A 25638-nucleotide genomic window follows, 5' to 3' on the forward strand; every position below is an offset into this window, starting at 1 on the left:
TAACAACCAATTATTGCCCTATCGAACTAATTATTTTTATCTGCTTGTCATCGGGTATCTCTTGATATGACAGAACATGTAAACTCGGAATTGTATATTTTACAAATTTAGCTAACGTACCGCGTAATATACCGGAGGTTAACAATACCGCAGGCTGCCCCATCAATTCTTGCTGTTGTGCCGCCTCTAGTAATGAAGATTGTACTCTTTCAGCCAATCCCGGCTCAATACCTGCACCATCAGCACCACCAGCTTGCATAGATTTATGCAAAATTTGCTCCAAATCTGAAGATAGTGTTATAACAGGTAATTCGAGTTCATTGCCAATGATTTCTTGCACGATCATGCGTTTTAGTGAAATTCGACACGCGGCAGTCAATACCTCCGTGTCTTGGCTTTTAGGTCCATAGTCAACTAAGGTTTGAACAATTGTACGGATATCCCTCAGTGCTACATTTTCATTGAGCAAATTTTGTAATACTTTCACAACACTACTCAAGGATAATGTCTCTGGTACTAATCCCTCGACTAATTTAGGGTGTTTTTTAGCCAACAAATCTAACAGATTTTGCGCCTCTTCATGGCCTAACAATTGCGCGGCATTGTTACTTAAAATCTGGCTTAAATGAGTAGCAACCACGGTGGCGGTATCCACCACGGTATAACCTAACGCTTGGGCTTGTTCTCGTTGAACTTCATCTATCCAAACTGCTTCCAAGCCAAAGGCAGGATCAATCCCAGCGACACCATCGATAGGGCCAAAAACTTGTCCTGGATTAATAGCCATCTCTTTATCGTGATAAATATCAGCAAAACCACAGCTAACACCCATCAAGGAGATATTATAATTATTAGGTGGTAAATCTAAATTATCACGTATATGAACTGGTGGGATTAAAAACCCCATTTCTTGCGACAATTTTTTACGCACGCCCTTAATACGATCAAGTAACTGACCTCCTTGACTTCGATCAACAAGGGGGATCAAACGGTAGCCGACCTCAAGCCCGATGGTGTCAACACTTCGCACATCATCCCAGCCTAACTCTTTATTAACGGCTGTTTGTTTGGCGTTCTCATTTACGCTACTCTCTTGCACTTGTAGTGCGGCTTCTTCTTTAGCTTTACTACGACTAAATTGCCAATACGCGCCACCAGCAGCCATACCACCTAATAATAAAAAGGCAAAATGAGGCATCCCCGGTACAATGCCCATTACTAATAAAATAGCCGCCGTGATCATTAATGCTTTGGGGTTGTCAAACATTTGACCCAGCATCCGCCCACCCATGTCGGCATCAGTATTTTCACGGGTAACGGTAATGGCAGCAGCAATGGATAAAAGTAGAGAGGGTATTTGTGCGACTAAGCCATCACCAATGGTCAATATAGTATAAATTTCAGCGGCTTGTGAAAATGGCAGGTCATATTCCAACATACCAATGATGAAACCACCGATAATATTAATAAATAGGATCATAATACCGGCAATGGCATCACCCTTCACGAATTTACTCGCACCGTCCATGGAACCGTAAAAGTCAGCTTCCATAGTTACTTCTTCGCGTCGTTTTCGTGCCTGATCTTGATCAATTAATCCCGCATTGAGATCGGCATCTATTGCCATCTGTTTTCCGGGCATGGCATCCAAAGTAAAGCGGGCGCTTACTTCTGAAATACGACCAGCACCTTTAGTCACAACAACAAAGTTAATGATCATTAAAATAAGGAAAACAATTAAACCAACAGCTAAATTGCCACCAATAACAACCGACCCAAATGCTTCAATAACATGTCCTGCAGCAGCGCCACCTTGATGACCTTCAAGTAACACAACGCGTGTTGAGGCGACATTTAACGCAAGCCGTAATAATGTAGCAATCAACAATACACTTGGGAATGCAGCAAAATCCAACGGACGTCGGGTATAAATGGAAACGAATAAAACCACTAAAGAAAGTGCGATATTAAAGGTAAAGAGCATATCAAGTAGAAACGCGGGCATTGGTAACATAACCATACCTAGCGCAGCCAACACCATGATAGGTGTACCTAAACCGCCACCTAATTTTGCTCTATTTGCCCATAGGGAAGTAAATAGTGTATTAATGTTGTTAACCTATAATCAAGTGATGATGTCTGTGATAGGAATCATGCCATAAATTGTATGATCATGCTGAATTCAAACGGCTACTATAATAAATCATTTACAATAATTTGAACAACTTCTAATTAAATAGATGATAAAAGTAGGTCGCAAAAAATTAACTATCATATTTAAAGTCATCTGGTATCACCAAATCACTAGGAAGTGCTTTAGGACGGCCAGACTTGCCTTGACGAAATCGGTCCAATTGATAAATGTAAGCAAGCACTTGTGCCACTGCGGCAAATAGAGCTTCAGGCACCTCGTCATTGATCTCTGTACTATGATATAAGGCACGACAGAGCGCTGGTGATTGTAAAATTGGCACCTCATTTTCCCGTCCAACTTCCCTTATTTTCATCGCCATAAAGTCAACCCCCTTAGCGACAACATAGGGAGCTCTGTCACCACTTTGCTCATACTTAATAGCGACCGAATAGTGTGTTGGATTGGTCACTATCACATCCGCATCGGGCACATCTCCCATCATTTTGCGTTGTGATGCCTCATATTGGAGCTGTCTGATCCGCTGTTTTACCTCGGGCTTCCCCTCTGAATTACGGTACTCATCTTTCACCTCTTGTTTAGTCATTTTTAATTCTTCACTGTGTTTATGTATTTGATAAGGTACATCAACAGCCACTATGATTAACAATGACAAACATAACACCATAAACATCCAAGCAATCATATCTAATGCTTTAAAAACACTACCAGGCAAAGGCGATACGGATAACTGTAATATTTCGTTAAAGGTAACGCCTAAAATCCACCACGCTATTCCCATCACGACAAGCACCTTTAGAATTGATTTTATTAACTCAACCCATGCCTGTTTTCCAACCATACGCTTCAAACCCGCAGCAGGGCTTAGACGACTCCATTTAGGCATCATCGCTTGCGTACTAAATATCATCCCACCCAATAGTGAGCTACCTAAGATGGAAACAATGAAAAGCATAAATAAAATAATAAACATCGGTAAACCCAAGCCAGAAAAGCCTGCCGATATATGTAACCACATCTGCTCAGGGGCAAAAATATCATCACGAACAAGGGTGAAACTTCGTTTCATCATTAGAAATAGCTGATAAGCGAGACGCTCGCCAAAAATAATAATGGCAATAGAGGCTGAAATTAATACGGAAGCTGTCGCTAACTCTTTAGAGCGAGCAACTTGCCCCTTTTCTTTGGATTTTCGCAGCTTATCGGGGGTGGCATCTTCGGAACGTTCCGTGCCGTTTTCATTTTCAGCCATCGCTACAACTCTCCTAGATGATCAAAGTGAAGCCCCATATAAGGCAGATAATAGTTACGGCCTTTCACAGCTATTATTAATTAATTCACACATTAAATTAATCGCACGCAACCATTGATTATCAAAGTGTATAGGGACATTGATCATGGTTACCCACAAAATAAATAGACCAAACACCATGCTAATTGAAAAGCCTAAACTGAATATATTTAATTGTGGTGCCGCTTTGGTCATTATGCCAAAGGAGAGGTTGACTAAAAGCATGGCTACCATGGATGCGATTGAAAAGGCTAATGCGGCACTAAACATCAAAGAAAACCAACTGGCCAGTTTTTCATAATCGGTTGCTAATAAGCCTTGCATAGATATTGGAAGCGTATCAAAACTGCGCACAATCATTTCGATCATCAACAGATGTCCATCTACCGCTAAAAAGAGAAGTGTCACTAATAGCACATAAAATTGCCCAACAACGGGGGAGGATTGCCCATTAGTCGGATCGGCCATCGAAGCAAAACCTAAACTGGTTTGCATTGCAATAATTTGTCCCGCAACGACAAAGGTCTGCACCACGAAAATTGAGATTGTACCGATTGCAATACCAATCAATAGTTGTTGCAAAATAACAATGACACTGGCAAATGAAAAGAGCTCGATAGTGACATGCAAAGGAGGTAGGACGGGTAACACAGCAAATGTAATTGCCAGTGCATAAAAAAGGCGAATACGTGTTGGTGTGGTACGAGAGCCAACCACAACCATCACCATCAACATGGCCGCAATACGACAAAATGCCCATAAATAAGAGGCAAGCCAATCGAGCAAAAATTCAGCAGAAAATACCATCAACCTACAACTTGCGGTATCTGTTCAATCATTGAGATAAAAAACACCATCAGCTTTTCCATTCCCCAATGCGCACCAAATGCAAGCGCGATTAAGGTCATCATTAAACGCGGTAAAAAACTTAATGTTTGCTCATTGATAGAAGTCGCCGCTTGGAAAATGGCAACCACTAAACCAATTAACAAGCTCGGTACAATAACGGCCGAAACTAACATCAGTACAAGCCATAATGCTTGTCTAAAAATAGAGACAAATACTTCAGGTTCCATCTGCTCTCCTACAGGCCAAAGCTATTAGCTAAACTACCCATAATCAAATTCCAACCATCCACTAAAACAAATAACATCAACTTAAATGGTAATGAAATAATCATCGGTGACAACATCATCATCCCCATTGCCATTAAAATACTTGCCACGACCAAATCTATAATTAAAAAAGGAATGAAGATCATAAAACCAATTTGAAATGCGGTTTTTAATTCACTGGTAACAAAAGCAGGAATAAGCACTGTGATAGGCACATCTTCTGGTGTCTCGGCCTGAACATTCGCGATTTCCATGAAGGTTTCCAAATCTTTCAGACGCGTCTGCGCTAACATAAAATCCATCATCGGCTTTTTGCCTTTTTCAAGCGCCTGAACAATGGTCAATTCTTCACTTAAGTAAGGCTGCAGCGCAGCCTCATTAATACGGTCGAAGACCGGAGCCATAATAAAAAAAGTTAAAAATAATGCGATCCCGTTAATCACTTGATTTGAAGGGGTTTGTTGCAAACCAAGTGCCTGTCGTAAAATTGACATCACGACAACAATACGCGTAAAGGAGGTCATTAAAATAAGCATCGCAGGCAAGAAACTTAACGCAGTCATGAACGCTAATACTTGTAGCGTAACGCTATACTCTTGATTTCCTGCGCTATTAGTGGTAACGGTTACAGCGGATAACGCCCCTGTTTGTGCCAATAGCTGAGGTGAGAAGAGTAATAAGATAAGGGCAAGTAGCGGATATATTTTACGCATCTGATTTACGACTTATTTTAGCTAATAATGTAGCAAAAGAGGTATTTACTTCTTTTGTAGTAGGCTCGTCAGTAGTTAACGGTTTACTATATTTATCAAGTAGTGAGATATTTTGCTCCGTCACTCCTAATAGATAGTGTTGACCATTAAGTTCAACTATCTGCACGCGACCTTTATTAGTTAGTGGCAATGTCGCAACCACTTTCATTGCAGTTTTTCCCTGTCCATTTTTTAAAAGATTGGTTTTTTTCATTAAAAAAGCAAATAAAAAAATACAGGCAATGACTAATAGCAAGGAGGCAAGTACGCTACCCAAAGCAAAATCAGGGTTGTTCATACTCTCCTCCATAGCAGATACATTGCTAGAAAAAACGGCTGCAATAGTAAGGAAAAAAATCCTCATTTTAGCTTTTTAATTCGTTCAGTTTGGCTGATGACATCCGTTAATCGGATACCAAACTTATCATTAACCACAACCACTTCACCATGCGCTATCAAGGTCCCATTTACCAAAACATCCAAAGGCTCTCCAGCAACGCGATCCAGTTCAACCACCGAACCTTGGTTTAACTGTAATAAATTACGAATATTAATTTTGCTACGGCCAACTTCCATGGAAATAGTCACGGGAATATCAAGTATACTCTCTAAGCGTGATGATTCTTCACTATCTAATCCCGTTGACGTGTCCTTAAGTTCATCAAGTTCAACACTATTAATCTGATTGGCTTTGCCAGCGTCACCAGATTCTTCGAGTGCCGCAGCCCACTCATCAGCCATATCTTGTTCATTACTCATATTTTTCCCTATTTACCATTTTTATGACTATCGTTAGTTATCCTAAGAACTAATTATGCTAGTGTTCTTCAGAGCCTAATTTTAAATTTGAAATCTGTAATTTACTATTATGTATCTTCGGACGTCTCAAGCGCTCTGTTATTTTCATGGCTAACTGCTCATTAGACTGCCCTAACGTTGCCTTGAATGTCGGCAATCCCTCTACAGATACCAACATTGACTCTGGCATATCCACAGGAATAATATCACCCACTTTAAAATTCATCATTTCGCGCAAGGTTAACTCTTTTTCCAATAATTTAGCGGTAATATCGACCGATACATCCATAATTTCATCTTCAAGCGCCTGGCTCCAGCGCTGATCGGTATCTTCTTTATCACTCTGCACACCCGCATCAAGTAATTCTCTTATTGGCTCTAACATAGCGTAAGGCATTGCAATATGAAAATCACCGCCACCGCCATCAAGTTCAATATGAAAAGAATTAACGACGATAACTTCGGTCGGGCTAACAATATTCGCCATGGCAGGGTTAACTTCTGAATCAAGGTACTCAAATTCAGCGTCCATCACGGGGGCCCATGCATCGTGGTAATCTTCAAATATTATTTTTAACAGCATTTGAATAATACGGCGCTCCGTTGGCGTAAATTCGCGTCCTTCTATCTTTGCATGATAGCGACCATCACCGCCAAAGAAATTCTCCACAAGAATAAATACCAAACGTGCTTCCATGGTGACGAGAGCGGTTCCTTTCAATGGGCGAAAACGTACCATATTCAAACTGGTTGGTACAAAAAGGGTGTGTAAATATTCACCAAATTTAAGCATTTGCACGCCATTAATGGAGACTTCTGCCGTGTGACGTAACATATTAAATAAACTAATTCTTAAATGACGCGCAAATCGTTCATTAACCAACTCCAAGGTTGGCATACGTCCTGAACGATACGATCTTGTGAGGAAAAATCAAAATGAACAAGAGATTCTTCAGAGCCACCATCAATTTCAGCAATATCCTCTTCAACATCATCTACGCCATGAAGTAGCGCATCAATCTCATCTTGGGATAACAGATCTGCCATGAAAAATCCTACTGATATAAAGAATTAAAAAAGTAATGATTCAGGCAAACATCATGTTTGCCGTTCGACCATTAATAAAATTAAACCGCTTAAACTTTGCTCTTCGTAATAACGACTCTATTATGATGAAAGTAAAATGGGCTAAATAGTCACTAAAATTTACTGTAAAACAAAGCCTGTAAATAGTACCGCATTAATTAATGCTTTTTGCTCAACTTTTGATGTAGCTTCATTTAGTGCTTTTAAAAGAATCGCTCTTAAGAGCTTCTTTACCTTCTGGACTACGCAATTGTGCAACCGTTGCAGAACTTAATACCTTAACAATTGTGCCTTCTAATAGTGGCCTATGCTTGCGAGTAAGTAACGCATATTCGTTGTTTCGAACCATTAATTGCACTTTAATTTGTACCAAACGCGTACGTTTACCATCTTCAACATTAAAAACAAAAGGCAGAGGCATAGGCACATAAACATTTTCAACAAACCCATTATCCACTTCTTCTTCAACCACTTGCTCTACGACGGGTTGTTCTTTTTCAGCGCTGTCATTGAAAAATAAAAAGTAAGCGCCGGCTGCAATTATTAATAATAATATACTGGCGGCTGCAATAATGATGATTAACTTTTTTTTACCGCCTTCTTTGACAGCTTCACCTTCAGCTGTTTCTTTATTGTTATCCGTGTCAGCCATTAACCTATATCCTTAAACTGTTAAAATAATTGTGCGGATTTTAATGCATTTCGATGACAAATTCAGTAATAATCAAAAACGTTATGCATAATAGTCTATTCCTTGAGCAGCCAAGGTGATATTTCCTTTAACCCATCCATCTAACTCCGACGTTGCAGACAATGTATTTTCACTTCGTGAACTATCACTATGTGCTAAATTCGTTTGCTGTTGGTTCTGCTGCTTTTGTTGTTGGCTTTGCTGCTCGATATTAGCTTCACCCAAATTAACCCCCTGTTGAGCAAGTTGTTCACGGAGTTTGGGTAAATGTTGCTCAATAAAATCGCGCGTTTGGCTCATTTGCGTGTGAATGGTTAGCTGCACTTGGTCCTGCTGTACTTGTACTTTTATATTCATTGAGCCAAGTTCAGCGGGATCAAGGCGAATTTGTATTTCCTGCTTATCCTGTGAAATCATCATCATCACTCGCTCTCCCAATAAAGCCGCATTCTGTTTAGCATGCAGAGATAATGGATCATGTAATGACGTTGCGTGCATGGTTAACATTGGTTGCGGCTGCCCATTCAATTTATCGCTTTGAGTCCCCGTGATGTGATTCGAACGAAGTAGCGAATTGCTATCCATCGATGCCGTTAATGCTGTTTTATCAGTTTGATTTGACGTTAAAATGTGTTCTTGTTTATCAGGGATAACCACGGCTGCTTGATTTTTTAAAAATGCTTCAGTTGATGCTTTATCGTTACTCATAGCGTTATCTTTTAACGCGATTTTTTCAGGCTCAAATAAACTTTTAGAAATCAGTTTACCCTTTTTTTCATCCTGAACTTCTACACTCTCATTTTCTGATTCTGTTTTATCCGATCCGCTCACAGCTTGACTGTTTAATCCACTAATACGTATATTGGTTTTTTGTGCTTCTTCTATCTGCGCTAAAATATTGGCAGGTTGCAACTCTGCTTGTGAGGGCTTAATCTCACCACTAGAATTGATAGAAGTACGCTTATCATCTTGCTGCGATAGCTTTGCGTCACCAGCAATATTAGCCGGGTTCCTTGTTTCGTTATTAGATGAAAAATAATGCGCTTCAAGCTGATTTTGAGCAACATTTTGTAAGCGACCTTCTGTATCGGATAAGACTCCTTGGGCTTGGATCCCTTCTTGGTCATTAATACGTGACGATAGCGATTGATGTTCCTTTTGCTTTTCGGCAAATGAAACACTATTTTGCTCCCCTTTTTTGACTTTATCATTTTCTATTTCGTTATCAATACCAGAAACATTGACCTTATTTGATTTATCGATGTTGCCTGTCGATAAAACAGCGTTATTCTTATCTGATTCGTTAATTTCTTGATCAACAGAGAGTTCCCTGTTTTTCTCTGAGTGCAACTTTTCATTTTCACTCCTATTGAGCAGGCGCTCGCCCTCAGCAACTACCGCGTGAGTATCAACCTCAACGGTCTGATTATCCCACTCAAAGCTGACCTCTGTCTGGCTATAATCTTGAACGCTCAGCTCCTCTTCAACTGCATCAACTAATTCGCTCTCATTGATTGAACTAGGCTCAGCACTATCTTTATTTATTTCTTCTTCAGATAAAGTTGATTGAAGTTGCTCTGATAATGTTTTTGCACTGGCATCGATTGCTTGTTTTGGTGTTATCGCAGCATCAAGCAGAGTAGAAAAAATGCTATTTTTCTTTTTCACTTGCGTCTCTGCGGATGATCCATCAATCTCATCGCCCTTGGATTCATTTGAGCTAACCGACTCTTTTGACTGCAAGGAGGACGGTGAGGTCGGTAATAAAATAGATTGCATCATGTAATAACTCTCTTAAACAACATTTATTGCCGCTTTTTCTAATTCAACACCAAAAGCAAACAATAAATAACATTAAAAATCAGATAATTAACCAAAAAACAGAGCAATTAACCAACATGTAAAGTAGACATTTAAAAATAAAGCAATATATAGGCCATAAATTATCTTCGTGGGGCGCTTTTTTGAAAAAACTGAAAGGTGGAAAACTCATCAAGTAATTGTTGCTCTTTACGGTCGGCTATTTTCGCATTTTGTTGCGCTTTCTTCTCTAATAACATTAGCAATGCTTTGCAGCTCACCTGACTATCTAACCAATGCTTCTTACTGGCCTGCACATCGTATTCAAATTTAACCATCGATTGCTGCTGATTGGTGATCCCTTCATCAATCTGCATGATGAAACGCTGGTATTTAGCCAATTCAGAGATGGATAGCCCCTCCCCCCCCTTTGCAGTTAATTGGGAAATATATTGTTGTCGGTATTGGCTTAGATTTTGTAATTGTTTGCGCTGCTCAAACAACATCTTTTGTGATTTTTGATAGGCGTATAATGCTTGCTCTACCTGTTTTTCACGCTGTTCATAAACAAGTTGTAGTGCATCTCTGGCCATCTAAATCCCTTTTTCATAAAGTTAACTATTAACAAACTGTTGCGTTAAGGACGCTAGTTGTGTCAAACAATCGTTATAACTAATGCTATCTTTCATACCCTGCTGCAAAAAATGGTCCAACTTTGGCTTAATTACGATCGCTTTATCAATTCTTGGATCACTGCCCCTCGCATAGGCGCCAATAGTTATCAACTCTTTGTTCTCTTGATATAAAGAATAAGCTTGTTTTAAAGCGCGAGCTAAAATTTGATGTTCATCTGAAGTGACCATGGGCATCACACGACTAATCGATTTACCCACATCAATCGCGGGGAAGTGGCCAGAATCGGCCAATTCTCGAGATAATACGATATGACCATCAAGAATAGCTCTTGATGCATCGGCAATGGGATCCTGCAAATCATCACCTTCCGTTAATACTGTGAAGAAGGCGCTAATAGACCCTTGATTTTCATTACCATTTCCAGCTCGTTCAACTAAAGCGGGTAATTTAGCAAACACGGAGGGAGGATACCCCTTGGTTGCAGGAGGCTCTCCGATGGCTAAGGCGATTTCACGTTGAGCTTGTGCAAAACGCGTTAAAGAGTCCATTAAAAGTAAGACATTTAAGCCTTGATCACGAAAATATTCTGCAATAGTTAAAGAGGTTTCACATCCTTTTAAGCGCATTAATGGCGAAGCATCCGCCGGAGCTGCAATTACAACGGCACGCTTACGTCCCTCTACACCTAATATTTCCTCAATAAACTCTTTAACCTCTCGGCCACGTTCCCCAATAAGACCAACCACCACGACATCAGCCGTTGTACCACGAGTCATCATACCTAAAAGCACACTTTTACCGACACCAGACCCCGCAAATAACCCCATACGTTGACCTTTGCCAACAGTTAATAATGAATTAATCGCTTTAATACCAACATCCAGAGGCTCTTTAATTGCTTTACGACTTAGTGGATTAATACGCGGGTTATTATATTGGCTAGATTGTGCCGTAATGATATCTCCCTTGCCATCAATCGGTTTACCAATGCCGTCTAAGACCCTTCCCAATAATTCCATGCCAACGGGAATTCCCTGTGCAACGGTTTGTGGGATAACTTTCGCACCTGGGACAACTCCTGTTAGCCTTTCACTGGGCATTAAAAAAAGACGTTCATCAGAAAAACCAACGACTTCGGCATCAATAAAGCCATCCTTGGTTTCCACTTTGCATAAACTTCCCACCGCAGCGGTACAACCGATAGCCTCCAAGGTTAGCCCAACGACACGAATAAGTTTCCCTGATACCGTTGGGTGAGTCACTAACTGATCTGTTTGGTATTGCGTAAGTCGCTGTGCAAGGCTATTCATTTTTAGCATCAACATCCGAATTAGGATTAAGCTCATCGCTATCACTGACATCATCGGGCGGCGCTATTTCTGGCTGGTCAATATTATCGATAGGCGCATTATTTGATAAGTCAGAATCATCATTTTTATCTGGCATGAAATCATGGTTTTCTTTAAAGAACTGCTTTAACACCTGATCTATTCGATGTGAAAATAGATAATCCACACTGGAAATTTTTGTCTGTATTTGACAGTCGCCACGCGCTAATGCCGGCTCAGCTTGCAAATCCCAACCTCGTTTTTCACAGAGCGAAGGAGGATAGGCGGCTTGTACAAAGAGTAGATCATCTGGATGTAATAAAATATGTATTGTTTGCTCTGAGACAGGGAGTGCTTCAACGGCTTGTTTTAAAGCATGCAAAATTATCTGCGGATTAGTTTGTACTTCACAACGGGTAATTTGTTCAGCAAGCGCTGTTGCTAAACGCACCAATTGATACTCAACACTATCATCAAGCTTTTCGAGTGGATTATGCAGCCGCTCAATCAAACGTTGCCAATGATTGACTTGCTCATCAATTTGCGTTTGCCCTTCACTACGACCTTCACTCAAGCCTAATTCCGTACCTTCTTGTTTGCCCTCAATAAAACCTGCCGCCTTCCCTTCTTCATGTCCAGCACTGTAACCGGCTTCTTTTCCTTCTTTAAAGCCATCCTCATAGGCCGATAAACGAATTGCCTCAATGTCCTCTAACGTTAATGGGGTTGGTTCATCTTCAAGGGCTTCTTCTTCTTCGCTTATTTTTTCATGACTATACCAAGCAGCAGGTTTACCAAATAAACTCACCTCATCAGCATCGTCCTCTGTTTCTCCCATTTCGGGCAAATGCCAATTAACAAATTCTGGTTTGTCATCTTTCATGAGAGTACTCTCCGGCTACCTGAATTATAAGTATTCATCACCACCACCACCACCAAGCATGATTTCACCAGCATCAGACAGGCGACGAGCAATGGTAAGTATCTCTTTTTGAGCCGCTTCCACTTCACTAATACGCACAGGTCCCATCGCTTCTAGATCGTCACGTAGCATTTCAGCTGCACGAGAAGACATATTTTTGAATATTTTTTCTTTAAGCTGTTCATCGGCACCTTTAATCGCTAATTTCAGCTGCTCACCAGGTACTTCACGTAATAATGTTTGTGTACCACGGTCATCAAGGTCAATAAGGTTATCAAAGACAAACATAAGATCTTGAATTTGTTGACTCATATCTTCATCAGACTCGCGCAGAGCATCCATTAACGGACCTTCTATAGCCGTATCTAAATAGTTCATTATATTAGCAGCAGCTTTGATTCCCCATTTTCGCTGCTTGAGCACCCGCCTGTCCGGCAAACTGTTTCTCCATGATTTCATTCAGCTCTTGTAATGCGGCAGGTTGTACCTCTTCTAATCCGGCAATACGCATCATCAGATCCAGTCGAATTTTTTCGGGGAATTGAGTTAATATTTCAGCAGATTGTTCCGGCTCCAAGTAAGACAACACAATGGTTTGGATTTGAGGATGCTCATTTTGAATAATCGCAGCCACTTGCCGCGCATCCATCCATTTCAATGAATCAAGTCCTTTCGAGCCACTGCCTAATATAATTTGATCAACCAAATTACCGGCTTTATCTTCACCTAATGCTTCAATAAGCGATGCTCTAACAAAGTTTTCACTATCTAAACCGATGTTGCTATATTTTTGGATATCTTCTATAAATAAACGGTGCACACTACTCACACTCGCCTGTGAAGAATCCTTTAAAGCAGCCATCTGCATCCCTAACTTTTGCACTTGTTTCGGCTCTAAGTTACGAAATATTTGTGCAGCATCGGCAGGCGTTAAACTGAGCATAAGTAAGGCTGATTTTTCTACACCTGTAAGCGTAGTGACATCAAAATCGGTACCCGCGACCTTATTATTTTTACTATCTACTTCTGCTTTTTTATCCGTCATCTTTAATTAACCACTCTTTAATTACCTGTGCAGACAAACCGGGCTCATTGGCAACTAATGCCCGCACCGCTTTAAGTAAGTCTTCATCTTTGTGTAAATCTGGCAATACAACTTGACCATTCGTGATACCAAATTCAATACCATTATCATCGTCATTCAATAACTGCAAATCATTACCAGACATAGAGCCAATTGCACCACCTAACTCATACTCATCCACTTTTTCAAGCATTTCAGGATAAAGTAGTTTTTTCATAATAGGGCGTACAATTAACAGTAAAGTTAATAAAATAATCAACATACTGCCACCGAAGCGGACATAGCTTTGGAATATCTCAGTTTTCCAGAACTCTTCTTCTGCATCACTTGCTAACTCGGGGCGGTTAAAACTCACCGATGCTATTTCTAACACATCACCACGAGCAACATTAATACCTAATCCACCCAATAGTAAACGACGTATATTGGCGATTTCTTCAGCAGGACGAGGCGTATAAACGACATCACCAGCTTCATTGGTGGTCGTGACATAATCTAGTGCAACGGAAACAGCTAAGCGATCCACTTTACCAATTTTATGCTTAATATAGGTAACCGTACTATCCACTTCGAAATTTCGCGTTGTTTCATTATGTGAATTACCATCAACGGTTTTAGCCGATTCGTTTCCAGCAACTTCTTCTGGTATAGAGGACGTTGCTGGAGGCTGATTACTTAATGCTCCGGGTACTGAGCCAGCCAAGGCACTGGTTGATTTTGTTTCAACAAGCATTTCACTTCTAACTGCTTGCTGAGTTGGGTTAAAGGTTTTCTTGGTCTCTTCAACAACGGTAAAATCCATCATCAAATCGACTTCAGAAGTGTAGTTAGCCAATCCTAGCACCGGAATTAATATGGCATCAATTTTCGCTTTATATTCGTCTTCGCGTTCACGTTGGAGAGCAAATTCTTTACTCGATTGAGCAGACATGCCACTACTGCTACCAGAATGAAGTAAACGTCCCCGCTGATCGCTCACGGTGACATTATTCGGAGATAACCCTTGCACAGCGGATGCCACAATATCGACAATGGAGTCAACTTCTTGACTCGAAAGCGTATAAGAGCGAGCAGTCGTGACCACTACGGTAGCACTTGCTTCACGTTCTTTTCGTGCAAACACACTCTCCTTTGGTATCGCCAGTAATACCTTCGCGTTAGTCACACTTTTCATCTCTTGAATGGCCAAGGCTAATTGGCGCTCACGACTTAGCTTCAAACGCTCTTTTTCTACACGTTGGCTAACCCCAAAGCCCATATCTTGGAGAAGAATATCATCACCATCTTCACTATTATCATTAACTAACCCAGCACGTGTCATCTGTAGTTTTATTTTCTGATATTGTTCAGAGATAACAAGTATCGAATTTCCTTCGAGTTTGTATTGAATTTGCTGTTTATCAAGGAAATCAAGTGTCGTAATTAACTCCTCTGTTTGGTAGGTACCAAGAGGACGGTAGTCAGCTTCTTTACCCCATGACCAAATAATAACAACGATGGCCAAAACAATCAGCAAACCGATAATCATGCTAATTTGTCTGAGTACGTCAACATTTGAAAAGAAAGCCGCGATAGCCCCCTTTTGAGGCGCAACCGTTTCATCATTGTTGTAGTTACTATCTTCTAATAACATGTTAGGGGTATTATCTGAACTAGCCACAGTTTATCCTTTTTCTGAGTCAATACACCTAAACAGGCATGCTCATCACTTCTTTATATGCTTCTACCATTTTATTACGTATTTGCACGGTTGCATCAAATGCCAAGCTTGATTTATTGGCAGCAATCATCACTTCGCCTAAACTAATCTCTTTATCACCCATTTCAAAGCGATTACGTAATTCTGTTGTATTTTGTTGTAGCCCATTCACATTATCTATCGCTTGTTTGAGCATTTTAGAAAAATCAGCGGATGAGGAGTTGGTTGGTTGGCTGGCAAATTCGCCTTCGATTCGCTTATTCTGAATGTTTGCGCTGCCTAACTCATTAAATAATGCAGAAGTATTAAGATTCATAATATTAACCCATTTATTGACACATACATCCAGAAAAGCAATATTCATGCCATTAAATGGGCTGATTAACTCTGCGTTTTAGCCAGCAACACTATTGTTGCTGTAATTTTTCTAATTCAGCATCAAGCTGTTGTTCAGCTCTTTGCGCTTTAAACTCCGTATACAACAGATCTTTTTGTTGTGCAGACATAGGGCGTTTTGCTGCATTTACTAAATTATCAAATATCTCTTTAGTAGATTCTTGACCAATAGCAACCAAGACACAGAGATTATCTTTACCAGCAATTTCAACAATATCTGTTTTAACAAGGCTAGTACCCACTAACGTTTGTTGTGTTACCTGCTTAGAAACACTAGAAAATGTAGTCCCAGATTCTACGCCACTGCTCACTTCTATTTTATCCCGATATATTTTGTCTAGCGCACTGACTCGCGATTCAATACGTTGAGCAAGAGAAGCACGCCCATTAGCTAATGCTTGTTGCCTATCAATGGACATATTTCCAGAAAATAAAACACACTCAGAAACAGCAATACCATCTTCAATTTGCGGATCTAAAATCCATTTAGGAATACTGCCAATGGATGTCTCTTTCTCCGTTGATGAAGAGCAACCAACAACTAAAACAAGCAAAGATAAACTCAAAACCTTCATTATAGATAACATCGCTTTATTCCTTATCGTTATTATAATCAAAAAAACACCTTTCTATGACTATAACTGCTCCCAATTAAAATGCAAAAATAGCCGTTGGTTATAGTATCAACTAAGAGACACTTAAACTTCGCTTTCTGTTCCACGAAAACGTTTAGTTATACCATTTAAAAAATTTCTAAGTAATTGATCTCCACAGACTTTATAATTACGGTGATCTTTTTTCCTAAATAAAGCTGAAAGCTCCGCTTTAGAAACAGGGAATTCCACCGAGTCTAACGCAGCAAGCATATCTTCTTCTTTAAAGTTAAGTGCGATGCGTAATTTACGTAAAATATCATTATTAGAAATCACCGCTTTAGCAGGCAAAAGAATTGGACTACTACCTTCTTTTTTACCACGTTTAGCATCGATAAGCCCATCAAGAAATAAAGAAAGTAAGCTATCACGACAAAACACAAAATTATCTTCGCCCTCTTTTGCGATGATGCTATGCAGATAATTTTCATCGATAGGATTATCTACCGATGCAAATATTTCTAACATCTTTTTATCATTAAGTTGTAGCGCATAACGTACACGTCGTAGAACATCATTTGTGATCATAATTTCTCAGTAAGTAATAAGTAAGTAATAGGGTTAATTAAGTCAATGCAATGGGTATAATCAAATTGATATTATGCATTACCTTGCACTTTCAACTGTTGCTCCGCAGCAAAGTCAAGCATACGATTTAATGAAACTAATGCACCTTGAGCAACTTTTTCATCTACATAAATCTCATGGCCCGTTGCATCCGTTAATGCATTATAGATCGCTTTCAACCCATTCATTGCCATCCAAGGACAATGCGCACAACTTCGACAGGTTGCACCGTTGCCAGCGGTTGGTGCAGCTAGAATCTCTTTATCCGGGCAAGCCTGTTGCATCTTATAAAAAATGCCCTTATCCGTTGCTACAATGAGCTTTTTATTAGGTAACGCCTTCGCTGCTTTAATTAATTGACTTGTTGAACCAACTGCATCGGCTAATTTAACGACGCTTTCGGGTGACTCAGGATGGACTAAAATTGCAGCATCTGGGTACACAGCTTTCATATCTCGTAACGCACTGGCTTTAAATTCATCGTGAACGATACAGTCGCCTTGCCACATTAGCATATCTGCATCTGTTTTAGCTTGTATATAACCACCAAGGTGTCGGTCAGGCCCCCAAATTATTTTTTTATTTTCACTGTCTAAATGTTCAACGATCTCCAATGCAATACTTGATGTTACAACCCAGTCTGCTCTTGCCTTTACTGCTGCCGATGTATTGGCATAAACAACCACGGTACGATCTGGATGTTGATCGCAGAACTCGCTAAATGCATCAACTGGGCAACCTACATCTAACGAACAGGTTGCTTCAAGTTCTGGCATTAAGACATGCTTATGGGGCGTTAAAATTTTAGCGGTCTCCCCCATAAAACGAACACCAGCAATAATCAAGGTTTTAGCAGCGTGATCTCGGCCGAAACGAGCCATTTCTAAAGAATCGGCAACATAGCCTCCAGTCTCTTCAGCTAACGCTTGGATTTCAGGATCGGTATAATAGTGAGCAACTAAAACAGCATCTTTTTCAATTAATAACTGTTTAATCTTTGCTTTGTAATCGCACTTTTCAGACTCGGTAAGTACCGACGGCTTTGCTGGGAACGGGTAATCAGAACCAGCAAGAGGAGATATTTTGCTCATATTTGTCTCGATGTTTAGTAAATATAGATAAATTATACCGTGGTTAAAAATAAAAACGACAATTAAAACATGAGGGAGTGATTAATAAATTTCATTTAAAATGAGTGGTGGGCCGTGAAGGATTTGAACCTTCGACAAATGGATTAAAAGTCCACTGCTCTACCAACTGAGCTAACGGCCCATATAATGGGTATGAATAAATTTACTTTTATAAAATAAAAGTGGTGGGCCGTGAAGGATTTGAACCTTCGACAAATGGATTAAAAGTCCACTGCTCTACCAACTGAGCTAACGGCCCGATATACGGTGAAACTGACGAATAAAAGGTTGAACCTTCGACTCTTATCAACACAATAGGATTAAAAATCGACTTCTAAACCAACTGAGCTAACGGCCCATAAATGGGTCTTACTAACTGTACTTTTACAAAATAAAAGTGGTGGGCCGTGAAGGATTTGAACCTTCGACAAATGGATTAAAAGTCCACTGCTCTACCAACTGAGCTAACGGCCCACAAATGGGTCTTACTATTTTTACTTTTACAATGCATAAAAGTGGTGGGCCGTGAAGGATTTGAACCTTCGACAAATGGATTAAAAGTCCACTGCTCTACCAACTGAGCTAACGGCCCATAAATGGGGTATTACTATTATACTTTTACAATAAAAGTGGTGGGCCGTGAAGGATTTGAACCTTCGACAAATGGATTAAAAGTCCACTGCTCTACCAACTGAGCTAACGGCCCATAAATGGGTCTTACTAATTTAGATTAGTTTGTACTTATCGATCATTTTAACCAATAAGTTAACACAAAAGAACCTTAAATTGAAAACAACCACCGTGATATAACTCACAGGTCACGCTTCAACTGCGGCGTATAATATAGAATTTTTTTAATAGCGCAACAAAAAAAAAAGCTTTTCGTTCTGCTTGCTGAGAAAACAAACAAAATCACCTAGTTCAGCAAAGTGCTCACCAATGTGATCATAAAACTTTCAACCTCTCCTTCGACAATTCAGCGGCTGACGAGTTGGGATATTCAGCCACGGCTTTTTGATAAAAAACTTTCGCCGATGTTAGGTTCCCCAAATATTCATCGATAAGGCCAATTTTAAAAAGAGAATCAGCTCGCTTATTAGATTTAGGGTAATCATCTATAACAATTAAAAAGGCTGATCGCGCTTCATCACGCTTTTTCTGTTTATATAGCAATTGCCCTAACCAGTACTGTGCATTTGCAACATATTCTGATTTCGGGTAGTCAACTACAAAGGCCTCGAAGGCGGCAATCGCTTGTTGGTATTCTTTATTTACCAAGACAAGATCAACGGCACTTTGATAGGCAACTTGCTCATTTTTGCTTTCAGGTTTTACACTGTCAACATTTGCAACGGGTTGCAGCTTGGCTTTTTTCTGTTCTTCAATTAATTGATATAAATTACGTTGGCGATTTTCAATTTCTTCAATTTTATGATTAAAGACCTCGATATTACCTTGTAACATACTCATTTCTTGTGATAAAAGATCAAGCTGACTCTGCATCTTGACTTGCATTTTATTACGCGTCTCCAATAAGCGAGACAACTCATTTAGCTGCTTTTCTAACTCGCCATTAGTCGTATTTCCCGTACTTGACCTAAGGTCAGCCACAGGAGCCGCTGCAGATACAGGTAACGAGGATAAAGAGGCCAATAAGATGGCCATTGTATAGATTTTATATCTCATAGGTAAAAACTTAATAGGTTAATTCAGCACGACGATTTTCAGCCCAACCAGACTCATTATGTTCAAAATTAACAGGCTTTTCTTCACCATAACTTACAACTGAAATTTGCTTACTCATTACCCCCATATTTTCTAAATAGGTAGCAACCGATGCTGCACGACGCTCTCCTAAAGCGATGTTATATTCAGGTGTCCCTTTGGCATCGGTATGCCCTTCGATAACCACTACTTTTGCAGGGTGATCGATCAAAAATTTGGCATGAGCATCTAAAATTGTAGCAAATTGAGGTTTGATTGTTGCTGCATCAAAATCAAATAAAATAGTTGATTCTAAAATCGCTGAGGTATATTCCTTCACCATTATCTCTTCATCAGTTAATTCAATAACGTCACCAACTTCAATAGACTCAGTTTGCACTCCATTGTTATTTTCACTAGTGTTTGTAGCAGCTTGTTGCGATGCAGATTTTGTTGCTTCTGACTCAGTGGTAGAGCTACATGCCCCTAATGCCAACATAGGTAATGCAATTAATAAGCTTTTTGAAATCATAGTTAGGTTCATACTACTTCCTTATCGTTTGGTTGAATTAATTTAAAAATGGAGACCAAGCTGGCGATTTAACTTCACCATTGAGCGCTGGTATATTAGCTTTAAAACGTCCATCCATAGATACCAGTGCTAATCCCTGCTTACCTTTATAAACCGTACTATAGATTATCATACTACCATTAGGAGCAATACTTGGTGATTCATCTAGTTGGGTTTTAGTTAATGTTCTTAACTCACTTGAATTTAGGTCTTGTACTGATATTTTATAATCACCTTGATGGCGAGTTACCACAACTAGACTATCACCATTGGGGGTAATTGTGCCACCTAAATTAACATCCCCCTGCCAAGTAACTCGTTTTATTTTCCCCGTTGCGAGTGTCACTTGATAGACCTGCGCTTTTCCGCCTCGTTCGGAGGTAAATACAAGACTTTGCCCATCGGGAGCCCAACTTGGTTCGGTATCAATGACTCGACTTTTAGTGATACGGCGTAGCGCTTTAGTGGTCAGATTAATGGTATAAATATCTGGTTGCCCATCCTTTGAAAGAACGATTGCTAACTCTTTACCATCGGGAGAAAAACTCGGTGCACCATTAATTTTAGGGTATTGAGTAATTAATTCGCGTTGCTGAGTAAACAGATCTTGCACCCAAATTTCTGAGCGACGTTTCTCAAAACTGACATAGGCCAATTTACGCCCATCTGGCGACCAAGAAGGAGACATTATAGGTTGTTTAGAACGTAAAATGGTTTTTTCATTATAGCCATCGTAATCGGAAATACGCAGTTGAAATGGATGCTCATCGTTTCTATCAACGGCGACATAGGCAATCTTAGTCGAAAAAGCGCCCTTAACACCGGTCAATTTCTCATAAACAATATCACTGATTTTATGGGCTAACGGACGCAGTTGTTCTGTTTTTACAATACTTCGTCCTTGATCTAATAGAGGGTTATAACCTTCGATATCAACATTACCTTTTACAACATCAAACAATTGATAACTTACAATATATTGTCCCGCATCTTGCGCAGCTTGGATCGTGCCAATAACAATCACTTCAACCCCCGCTTTATGCCATAACGCATAATTAATATCTTCACTTTTAGAAGGTGTCTGCGGCATTTTAGCAATAGCGATAGCGTTAAATTGTCCACTGCGTTGCAAATCTGCGGCAATAATATCAGAGAGATTATCCGGTTTATCTCCTGCACCTACCCATTGAAAGGGGACCACGGCAACGGGTCTTGCACTATTAACCCCCTCCGTAATTAAAATTTCTAGACGCGCACTGACATTCGCTGAAAAAACAATAAAAAGAAAAGACAATATAAAACGATAAAACATGGACAACTCTCCTATAAATCGGGATCTAAGGTTATATCAAAATCGCGAAACTGTAATGATATTTCAGGATCCTTTGGAATCGGTAATGTGCGCGCTTTTAGGGCTGCACGTTTGGCAGATGCACATAACTTATCATCGCCTTTACTTTTATTTGCAGATAAGACTAAACCATCTGGAGCAAGACGAATAGCAAGCGTACATGTTTTACCTTTCATATCGGCATCAACTTGCCAATTTCGGCTGATTTTGTCTCGAATTAATGCTTCATAACGCTTAATTTCAGATAACTGCTTAGCACTTTGCGCACTAGAAAAAGCTTCTGCAAATTCATCTTCCATTAGCCTTTCCAATTCTGCTTTACGAAGACGCTCTTTTTCAGCAGCCTCTTTTTGTGCTTTCTCTTTCGCAGCCTTCTCCTGCGCCTCTTTTACTGCTTTCTCTTTGGCCGCTTTTTCCTGTGCTTCTTTAATCGCTTTCTCTTTGGCGGCCTTCTCCTGCGCCTCTTTTATTGCTTTCTCTTTCGCCGCTTTTTCCTGTGCTTCTTTAATTGCCTTCTCTTTCGCCGCTTTTTCCTGTGCTTCTTTTACTGCTTTCTCTTTCGCAGCCTTCTCCTGCGCCTCTTTAATCGCCTTCTCCTTTGCCGCCTTTTCCGTCGCTATCTTTTCAGCCTGTATACGCTCTGCTTCCTCTCTTTTACGTTCAGCTTGCGCTTTTTCTTCTTTTATTCTCTGTACTTCCCTTTGCTTGCGCAATGCTTCTTCCTTTTGCAAGCGCTCTTTTTCTTGACGAATTGCTTGTTGTTTTTTCTGTTCAGCTAATATTTTATCTTTTTTTCGCTGCGCCAAATCATCAAACAATTTTTGTTCAACCAATGATGCATTAATAATATTTTCTTTCGGTTTATCCTTTGGCAAAGTAAATTCAATATTCATTAATAAAATACCGCCAACAATAAGATGTAACGCGACAGCTGTAATAAAAGCAATTATCGTTGTGCTATTTTTCATTCGTCCTCAGGCTCTGTCATTAATCCTAGCGAAGGGACTCCCGCTTCTTGCAATAGCACCATTAAATCAATGACTGATTTATAGGGCACATCACCATCCCCTTTGACGACAAATTGTGCATTTTTATCAAGCGCCAATTGAGCACTCACTAACGCCTTCATTTCCGAGGCCTGAAGAGGCGTTTTAACACTCTCACCAACATTAAGATAATAACGCCCTTGTTTATCAATAGAGGCAATCAGTGGCGGTTTACTATCTTCAGATAAAGGCTCTGCGGCAGCTTGTGGCAAATCGACTTTAACGCCTTGCGTGATTAACGGGGCTGTAACCATAAAAATAATTAACAAAACCAACATTACATCGATATAAGGAACAACATTAATTTCAGCAATAACGCGGCGTCTTTTCGGGTTTCGATAAGAATATTGCATGCTCATCACTCATTCTCATTCATGGATTGGCGGTGCAGAATCGAGGTAAAATCTTCCATTAAATTAATATAAGCAGTTTCTAATGAAGCAACTTGTGTGGAAAAACGGTTGTAGGCCATAACGGCAGGGATCGCAGCAAAGAGGCCCATAGCTGTAGCAATAAGCGCTTCGGCAATTCCTGGTGCAACCATTGCTAATGTTGCTTGTTGAACTTGTCCAAGTGCAATAAAGGAGTTCATTATCCCCCATACTGTGCCAAACAATCCTATGTAGGGGCTGATTGAACCGATAGTAGCAAGCACTGGCAAACCTTTCTCCAACTCATCGATTTCACGTGATAAGGTGACTCGCATAGCACGATGTGCCCCTTCGGTAACACTGTCAACATTGCGTCCAGGAATACGATGTAAACGAGAAAACTCTTTAAAACCACTATAAAATATTTTTTCACTCCCTACGATTCGTTCGCTACGAGCAGCCGTTTCTTTATACAGGCGACTCAAATCATGCCCTGACCAAAACCGTTCTTCAAAATGCTGCAACGATATTTTCGCGGCATTAATGACCCTTGTACGCGAAAAAATGAGTGTCCACGAATAGATAGACATAGCTAATAATAACAACATAACAAACTTCACAAGCCAACTGGCTTGCAAAAATAGACCTATAAAAGACATATCAGCGTGCACTGGACATTACCTCTAGTATTTCAGCCGGAATAGCTGTGGGTTTCATTTTCTGTAAATTAACACAGGCGATTAAAGTTGTCGCTTGACAAAGCAGTTCGCCATTTTCATTGACAATAGTTTGCTTAAAAATGATGCTTGCTTTTCGATAAGAAAGCACCTCGGTATTAACATGGATCAGCTGATTGAATCGTGCTGATTTTACGCAATCCATGTCAACTTTTTTTACCACAAAAGCAATATCTTGTGCCAATAAAGTATCTTGTTCTATCGAGGCTTCACGCAAACACTCTGTTCGGCCTCGCTCAAAAAATTTTAAATAATTAGCATAATAAACGACACCACCGGCATCAGTATCTTCGTAATAAATTCGTACGGGTAATGTTGAGCTTAACACGTCTTTCCCTCTTTGCTAAAAATAGCTTTCAAAGCTACTACAAAAGACTTTTTTTGTCGAATTATCTCTTTGTCGTCACCTTATTTTGTCACAAAAAAAAGAGCCTGTCCGGCTCTTTTTTATTTTTAAATCAGCAATGATGAATTAACTGTTATCGCTATCATTTTGCTTTTCAGCAAGCTCATTAGTTTCCACTTGCTCTAGCCATAAGCCATTGATAATACCAAATGAACAGGCTAATAGTACACCTAAAATCCACGCAAAATACCACATATATTTCCCCTAAATTTCTTAATAAGCTGAATGTTTATATTTAGCCATATATTGCTTACCTAAACGCCCAAACATTTTTATATAACCCCATGAGGTATAAAGAGAACGATAGGCAAAAAGATAACAGCAGCAATAGTCATAATATTCAGCGTCATCTCACTTGATACCGCATCCCACACAGTAAAGCTCATACTCGGATTAATGCTTGATGGCATCACAAATGGGAAAATACTCAATGCAAAGGTCATCAATACTGCCGCTTGTGTCAAGCTAGTAAATAAAAATGCAAAGCCTGCTCGGTTAAATTTAGTCGCAATAACGGCTAACAGCGGCAGTAATAATCCCAACGCAGGCGCTAACATCATTATTGGGTATTTCTCATAGTTCAAGAACCATGCTCCCGCCTGTAGTTCAGCTGTTTTTAATAATGGATTAGAGGGGCCATTAAGATCGCCAATCGCGGTGATCACATAACCATCAATACCGTAATATAACCAAACACCTGCAATAGCAAATAACAGAACAGCTAATGGCGCGACAACAAAAATAACACGTCGAGCACGTGCATGTAACTCATCTTCGGTTTTCATCTGTAACCAAGCAGCACCTTGCATCACAAATAACATTAAGCTGAATACCCCCACCAATAACGCAAAGGGATTAAGCAGGGCAAAAAAGCTTCCTAAATACTGTGCACGTAAAAAATCATCAAGTACAAAAGGGATCCCCTGCAATAAATTAGCAAAAGCGACACCAAAAACAATTGGTGGCACCGTACTACCTGCAAAGATCCCCAGTCCCAGCTTTTACGCCAGCGAGAGCTTTCTAGTTTACTACGGTAATCAAAACCAACGGGCCTGAAGAATAATGAGAATAAAGTCAGCATCATAGCAATATAGAAACCAGAAAAAGCAGTCGCATAAACAGCAGGCCAAGCTGCAAAAACAGCCCCCGCAGCTAACACTAGCCAGACCTGATTACCTTCCCAATGTGGCGCAATACTATTTATCATAATACGTCGTTCATCATCGGTTTTTCCGATAACAGGCAGCAATGTACCGACTCCCATATCGAAACCATCAGTGATAACAAAACCAATCAACAATACGCCAATCAGTAACCACCAAAGTAATTTTAACGTTTCATAATCAAACATA

25 protein-coding genes, 5 tRNA genes and 3 pseudogenes are annotated in these 25638 nt (G+C 40.0%); all 33 read right to left on the bottom strand.

Features of this window, described 5'->3' with window-relative positions:
• Positions 1–10: 10 nt before the first annotated feature.
• The 33 genes and pseudogenes from flhA to cydB all read right to left on the bottom strand — a co-directional run bounded on the left by flhA (position 11) and on the right by cydB (position 25637).
• Entirely contained in the window at positions 11–2110 is a 2100-nt protein-coding gene (gene flhA / locus AB2N10_RS09090) for a flagellar biosynthesis protein FlhA (RefSeq protein WP_369434661.1), read from the bottom strand.
• A 154-nt stretch (positions 2111–2264) separates the two neighbouring features.
• A complete protein-coding gene (flhB, locus tag AB2N10_RS09095; RefSeq protein ID WP_354623979.1) occupies positions 2265–3404 on the bottom strand; it encodes a flagellar biosynthesis protein FlhB in 1140 nt (379 codons plus the stop codon).
• A 54-nt stretch (positions 3405–3458) separates the two neighbouring features.
• On the bottom strand, positions 3459–4250 hold the full coding sequence (gene fliR / locus AB2N10_RS09100; RefSeq protein ID WP_354624186.1) for a flagellar biosynthetic protein FliR: 792 nt from the start codon (positions 4248–4250) through the stop codon (positions 3459–3461).
• A complete protein-coding gene (gene fliQ, locus AB2N10_RS09105; RefSeq protein ID WP_354623978.1) occupies positions 4250–4519 on the bottom strand; it encodes a flagellar biosynthesis protein FliQ in 270 nt (89 codons plus the stop codon). The genes fliR and fliQ overlap by 1 nt, the downstream gene beginning before the upstream one ends.
• 8 nt (positions 4520–4527) lie before the next feature.
• Complete coding sequence (gene fliP / locus AB2N10_RS09110; RefSeq protein WP_354623977.1) at positions 4528–5271, bottom strand: flagellar type III secretion system pore protein FliP; 744 nt, start codon at positions 5269–5271, stop codon at positions 4528–4530.
• Positions 5264–5608 (bottom strand): flagellar biosynthetic protein FliO, encoded by a 345-nt coding sequence (gene fliO / locus AB2N10_RS09115; protein WP_354623976.1) that lies wholly within the window; start codon positions 5606–5608, stop codon positions 5264–5266. Before fliO ends, fliP begins: the two co-directional genes overlap by 8 nt.
• Before the next feature lie 62 nt (positions 5609–5670).
• On the bottom strand, positions 5671–6069 hold the full coding sequence (fliN, locus tag AB2N10_RS09120; RefSeq protein ID WP_354623975.1) for a flagellar motor switch protein FliN: 399 nt from the start codon (positions 6067–6069) through the stop codon (positions 5671–5673).
• Between the two features lie 58 nt (positions 6070–6127).
• Positions 6128–7155, bottom strand: a pseudogene (gene fliM / locus AB2N10_RS09125) (flagellar motor switch protein FliM).
• A gap of 229 nt (positions 7156–7384) precedes the next feature.
• Complete coding sequence (locus AB2N10_RS09130; RefSeq protein WP_369433729.1) at positions 7385–7846, bottom strand: flagellar basal body-associated FliL family protein; 462 nt, start codon at positions 7844–7846, stop codon at positions 7385–7387.
• Between the two features lie 81 nt (positions 7847–7927).
• The gene (locus AB2N10_RS09135) at positions 7928–9667 is read right to left on the bottom strand and encodes a flagellar hook-length control protein FliK (RefSeq protein WP_354623971.1); all 1740 of its coding nucleotides are present in this window, start codon (positions 9665–9667) and stop codon (positions 7928–7930) included.
• 161 nt (positions 9668–9828) lie between these two features.
• Positions 9829–10278 (bottom strand): flagellar export protein FliJ, encoded by a 450-nt coding sequence (fliJ, locus tag AB2N10_RS09140; protein WP_369433730.1) that lies wholly within the window; start codon positions 10276–10278, stop codon positions 9829–9831.
• Between the two features lie 21 nt (positions 10279–10299).
• Positions 10300–11631, bottom strand: coding sequence for a flagellar protein export ATPase FliI (gene fliI, locus AB2N10_RS09145; RefSeq protein ID WP_354624185.1), 1332 nt, complete (start codon positions 11629–11631; stop codon positions 10300–10302).
• Complete coding sequence (gene fliH / locus AB2N10_RS09150; protein WP_369433731.1) at positions 11624–12532, bottom strand: flagellar assembly protein FliH; 909 nt, start codon at positions 12530–12532, stop codon at positions 11624–11626. Before fliH ends, fliI begins: the two co-directional genes overlap by 8 nt.
• A gap of 24 nt (positions 12533–12556) precedes the next feature.
• Positions 12557–13616, bottom strand: a pseudogene (gene fliG / locus AB2N10_RS09155) (flagellar motor switch protein FliG).
• Entirely contained in the window at positions 13606–15315 is a 1710-nt protein-coding gene (gene fliF, locus AB2N10_RS09160) for a flagellar basal-body MS-ring/collar protein FliF (RefSeq protein WP_354623967.1), read from the bottom strand. The pseudogene fliG and the gene fliF overlap by 11 nt, the downstream one beginning before the upstream one ends.
• 28 nt (positions 15316–15343) lie before the next feature.
• Entirely contained in the window at positions 15344–15670 is a 327-nt protein-coding gene (fliE, locus tag AB2N10_RS09165; RefSeq protein WP_354623966.1) for a flagellar hook-basal body complex protein FliE, read from the bottom strand.
• A gap of 91 nt (positions 15671–15761) precedes the next feature.
• Entirely contained in the window at positions 15762–16337 is a 576-nt protein-coding gene (locus tag AB2N10_RS09170) for a hypothetical protein (protein ID WP_354623965.1), read from the bottom strand.
• Between the two features lie 111 nt (positions 16338–16448).
• Positions 16449–16931 (bottom strand): DUF1456 family protein, encoded by a 483-nt coding sequence (locus tag AB2N10_RS09175; protein ID WP_369433732.1) that lies wholly within the window; start codon positions 16929–16931, stop codon positions 16449–16451.
• Positions 16932–17002: 71 nt separating this feature from the next.
• The gene (gene nadA, locus AB2N10_RS09180) at positions 17003–18061 is read right to left on the bottom strand and encodes a quinolinate synthase NadA (RefSeq protein WP_354623963.1); all 1059 of its coding nucleotides are present in this window, start codon (positions 18059–18061) and stop codon (positions 17003–17005) included.
• 105 nt (positions 18062–18166) lie between these two features.
• Positions 18167–18242: transfer RNA gene (locus AB2N10_RS09185), tRNA-Lys, on the bottom strand.
• Positions 18243–18283: 41 nt separating this feature from the next.
• Positions 18284–18359, bottom strand: a tRNA-Lys gene (locus tag AB2N10_RS09190).
• A 139-nt stretch (positions 18360–18498) separates the two neighbouring features.
• Positions 18499–18574, bottom strand: a tRNA-Lys gene (locus AB2N10_RS09195).
• Positions 18575–18616: 42 nt separating this feature from the next.
• Positions 18617–18692, bottom strand: a tRNA-Lys gene (locus AB2N10_RS09200).
• Positions 18693–18730: 38 nt separating this feature from the next.
• A tRNA-Lys gene (locus AB2N10_RS09205) sits at positions 18731–18806 on the bottom strand.
• 239 nt (positions 18807–19045) lie between these two features.
• The gene (gene ybgF, locus AB2N10_RS09210) at positions 19046–19786 is read right to left on the bottom strand and encodes a tol-pal system protein YbgF (protein WP_354623962.1); all 741 of its coding nucleotides are present in this window, start codon (positions 19784–19786) and stop codon (positions 19046–19048) included.
• A gap of 10 nt (positions 19787–19796) precedes the next feature.
• Positions 19797–20348 carry a peptidoglycan-associated lipoprotein Pal gene (gene pal / locus AB2N10_RS09215; RefSeq protein WP_354623961.1) on the bottom strand — a complete coding sequence of 184 codons (552 nt, stop codon included), beginning with the start codon at positions 20346–20348 and terminating at the stop codon, positions 19797–19799.
• A 25-nt stretch (positions 20349–20373) separates the two neighbouring features.
• Positions 20374–21687: a Tol-Pal system beta propeller repeat protein TolB gene (gene tolB / locus AB2N10_RS09220; RefSeq protein WP_354623960.1), complete on the bottom strand. Its 1314-nt coding sequence runs from the start codon at positions 21685–21687 to the stop codon at positions 20374–20376.
• Positions 21688–21698: 11 nt separating this feature from the next.
• Positions 21699–22694, bottom strand: coding sequence for a cell envelope integrity protein TolA (gene tolA, locus AB2N10_RS09225; protein ID WP_354623959.1), 996 nt, complete (start codon positions 22692–22694; stop codon positions 21699–21701).
• On the bottom strand, positions 22691–23125 hold the full coding sequence (gene tolR / locus AB2N10_RS09230; RefSeq protein ID WP_354623958.1) for a protein TolR: 435 nt from the start codon (positions 23123–23125) through the stop codon (positions 22691–22693). Before tolR ends, tolA begins: the two co-directional genes overlap by 4 nt.
• Positions 23126–23130: 5 nt before the next feature.
• Positions 23131–23814, bottom strand: a complete 684-nt coding sequence (gene tolQ, locus AB2N10_RS09235; protein ID WP_354623957.1) for a protein TolQ — start codon at positions 23812–23814, stop codon at positions 23131–23133.
• Complete coding sequence (gene ybgC / locus AB2N10_RS09240) at positions 23804–24208, bottom strand: tol-pal system-associated acyl-CoA thioesterase (protein WP_354623956.1); 405 nt, start codon at positions 24206–24208, stop codon at positions 23804–23806. The genes tolQ and ybgC overlap by 11 nt, the downstream gene beginning before the upstream one ends.
• A 144-nt stretch (positions 24209–24352) precedes the next feature.
• Positions 24353–24481: a cytochrome bd-I oxidase subunit CydX gene (gene cydX / locus AB2N10_RS09245; RefSeq protein WP_354623955.1), complete on the bottom strand. Its 129-nt coding sequence runs from the start codon at positions 24479–24481 to the stop codon at positions 24353–24355.
• 18 nt (positions 24482–24499) lie between these two features.
• Positions 24500–25637 (bottom strand): annotated as a pseudogene (gene cydB, locus AB2N10_RS09250) (cytochrome d ubiquinol oxidase subunit II).
• Position 25638: the final 1 nt, after the last annotated feature.

This window comes from Psychromonas sp. MME1 (assembly GCF_041080865.1).
Classification (GTDB): Bacteria; Pseudomonadota; Gammaproteobacteria; order Enterobacterales; family Psychromonadaceae; genus Psychromonas.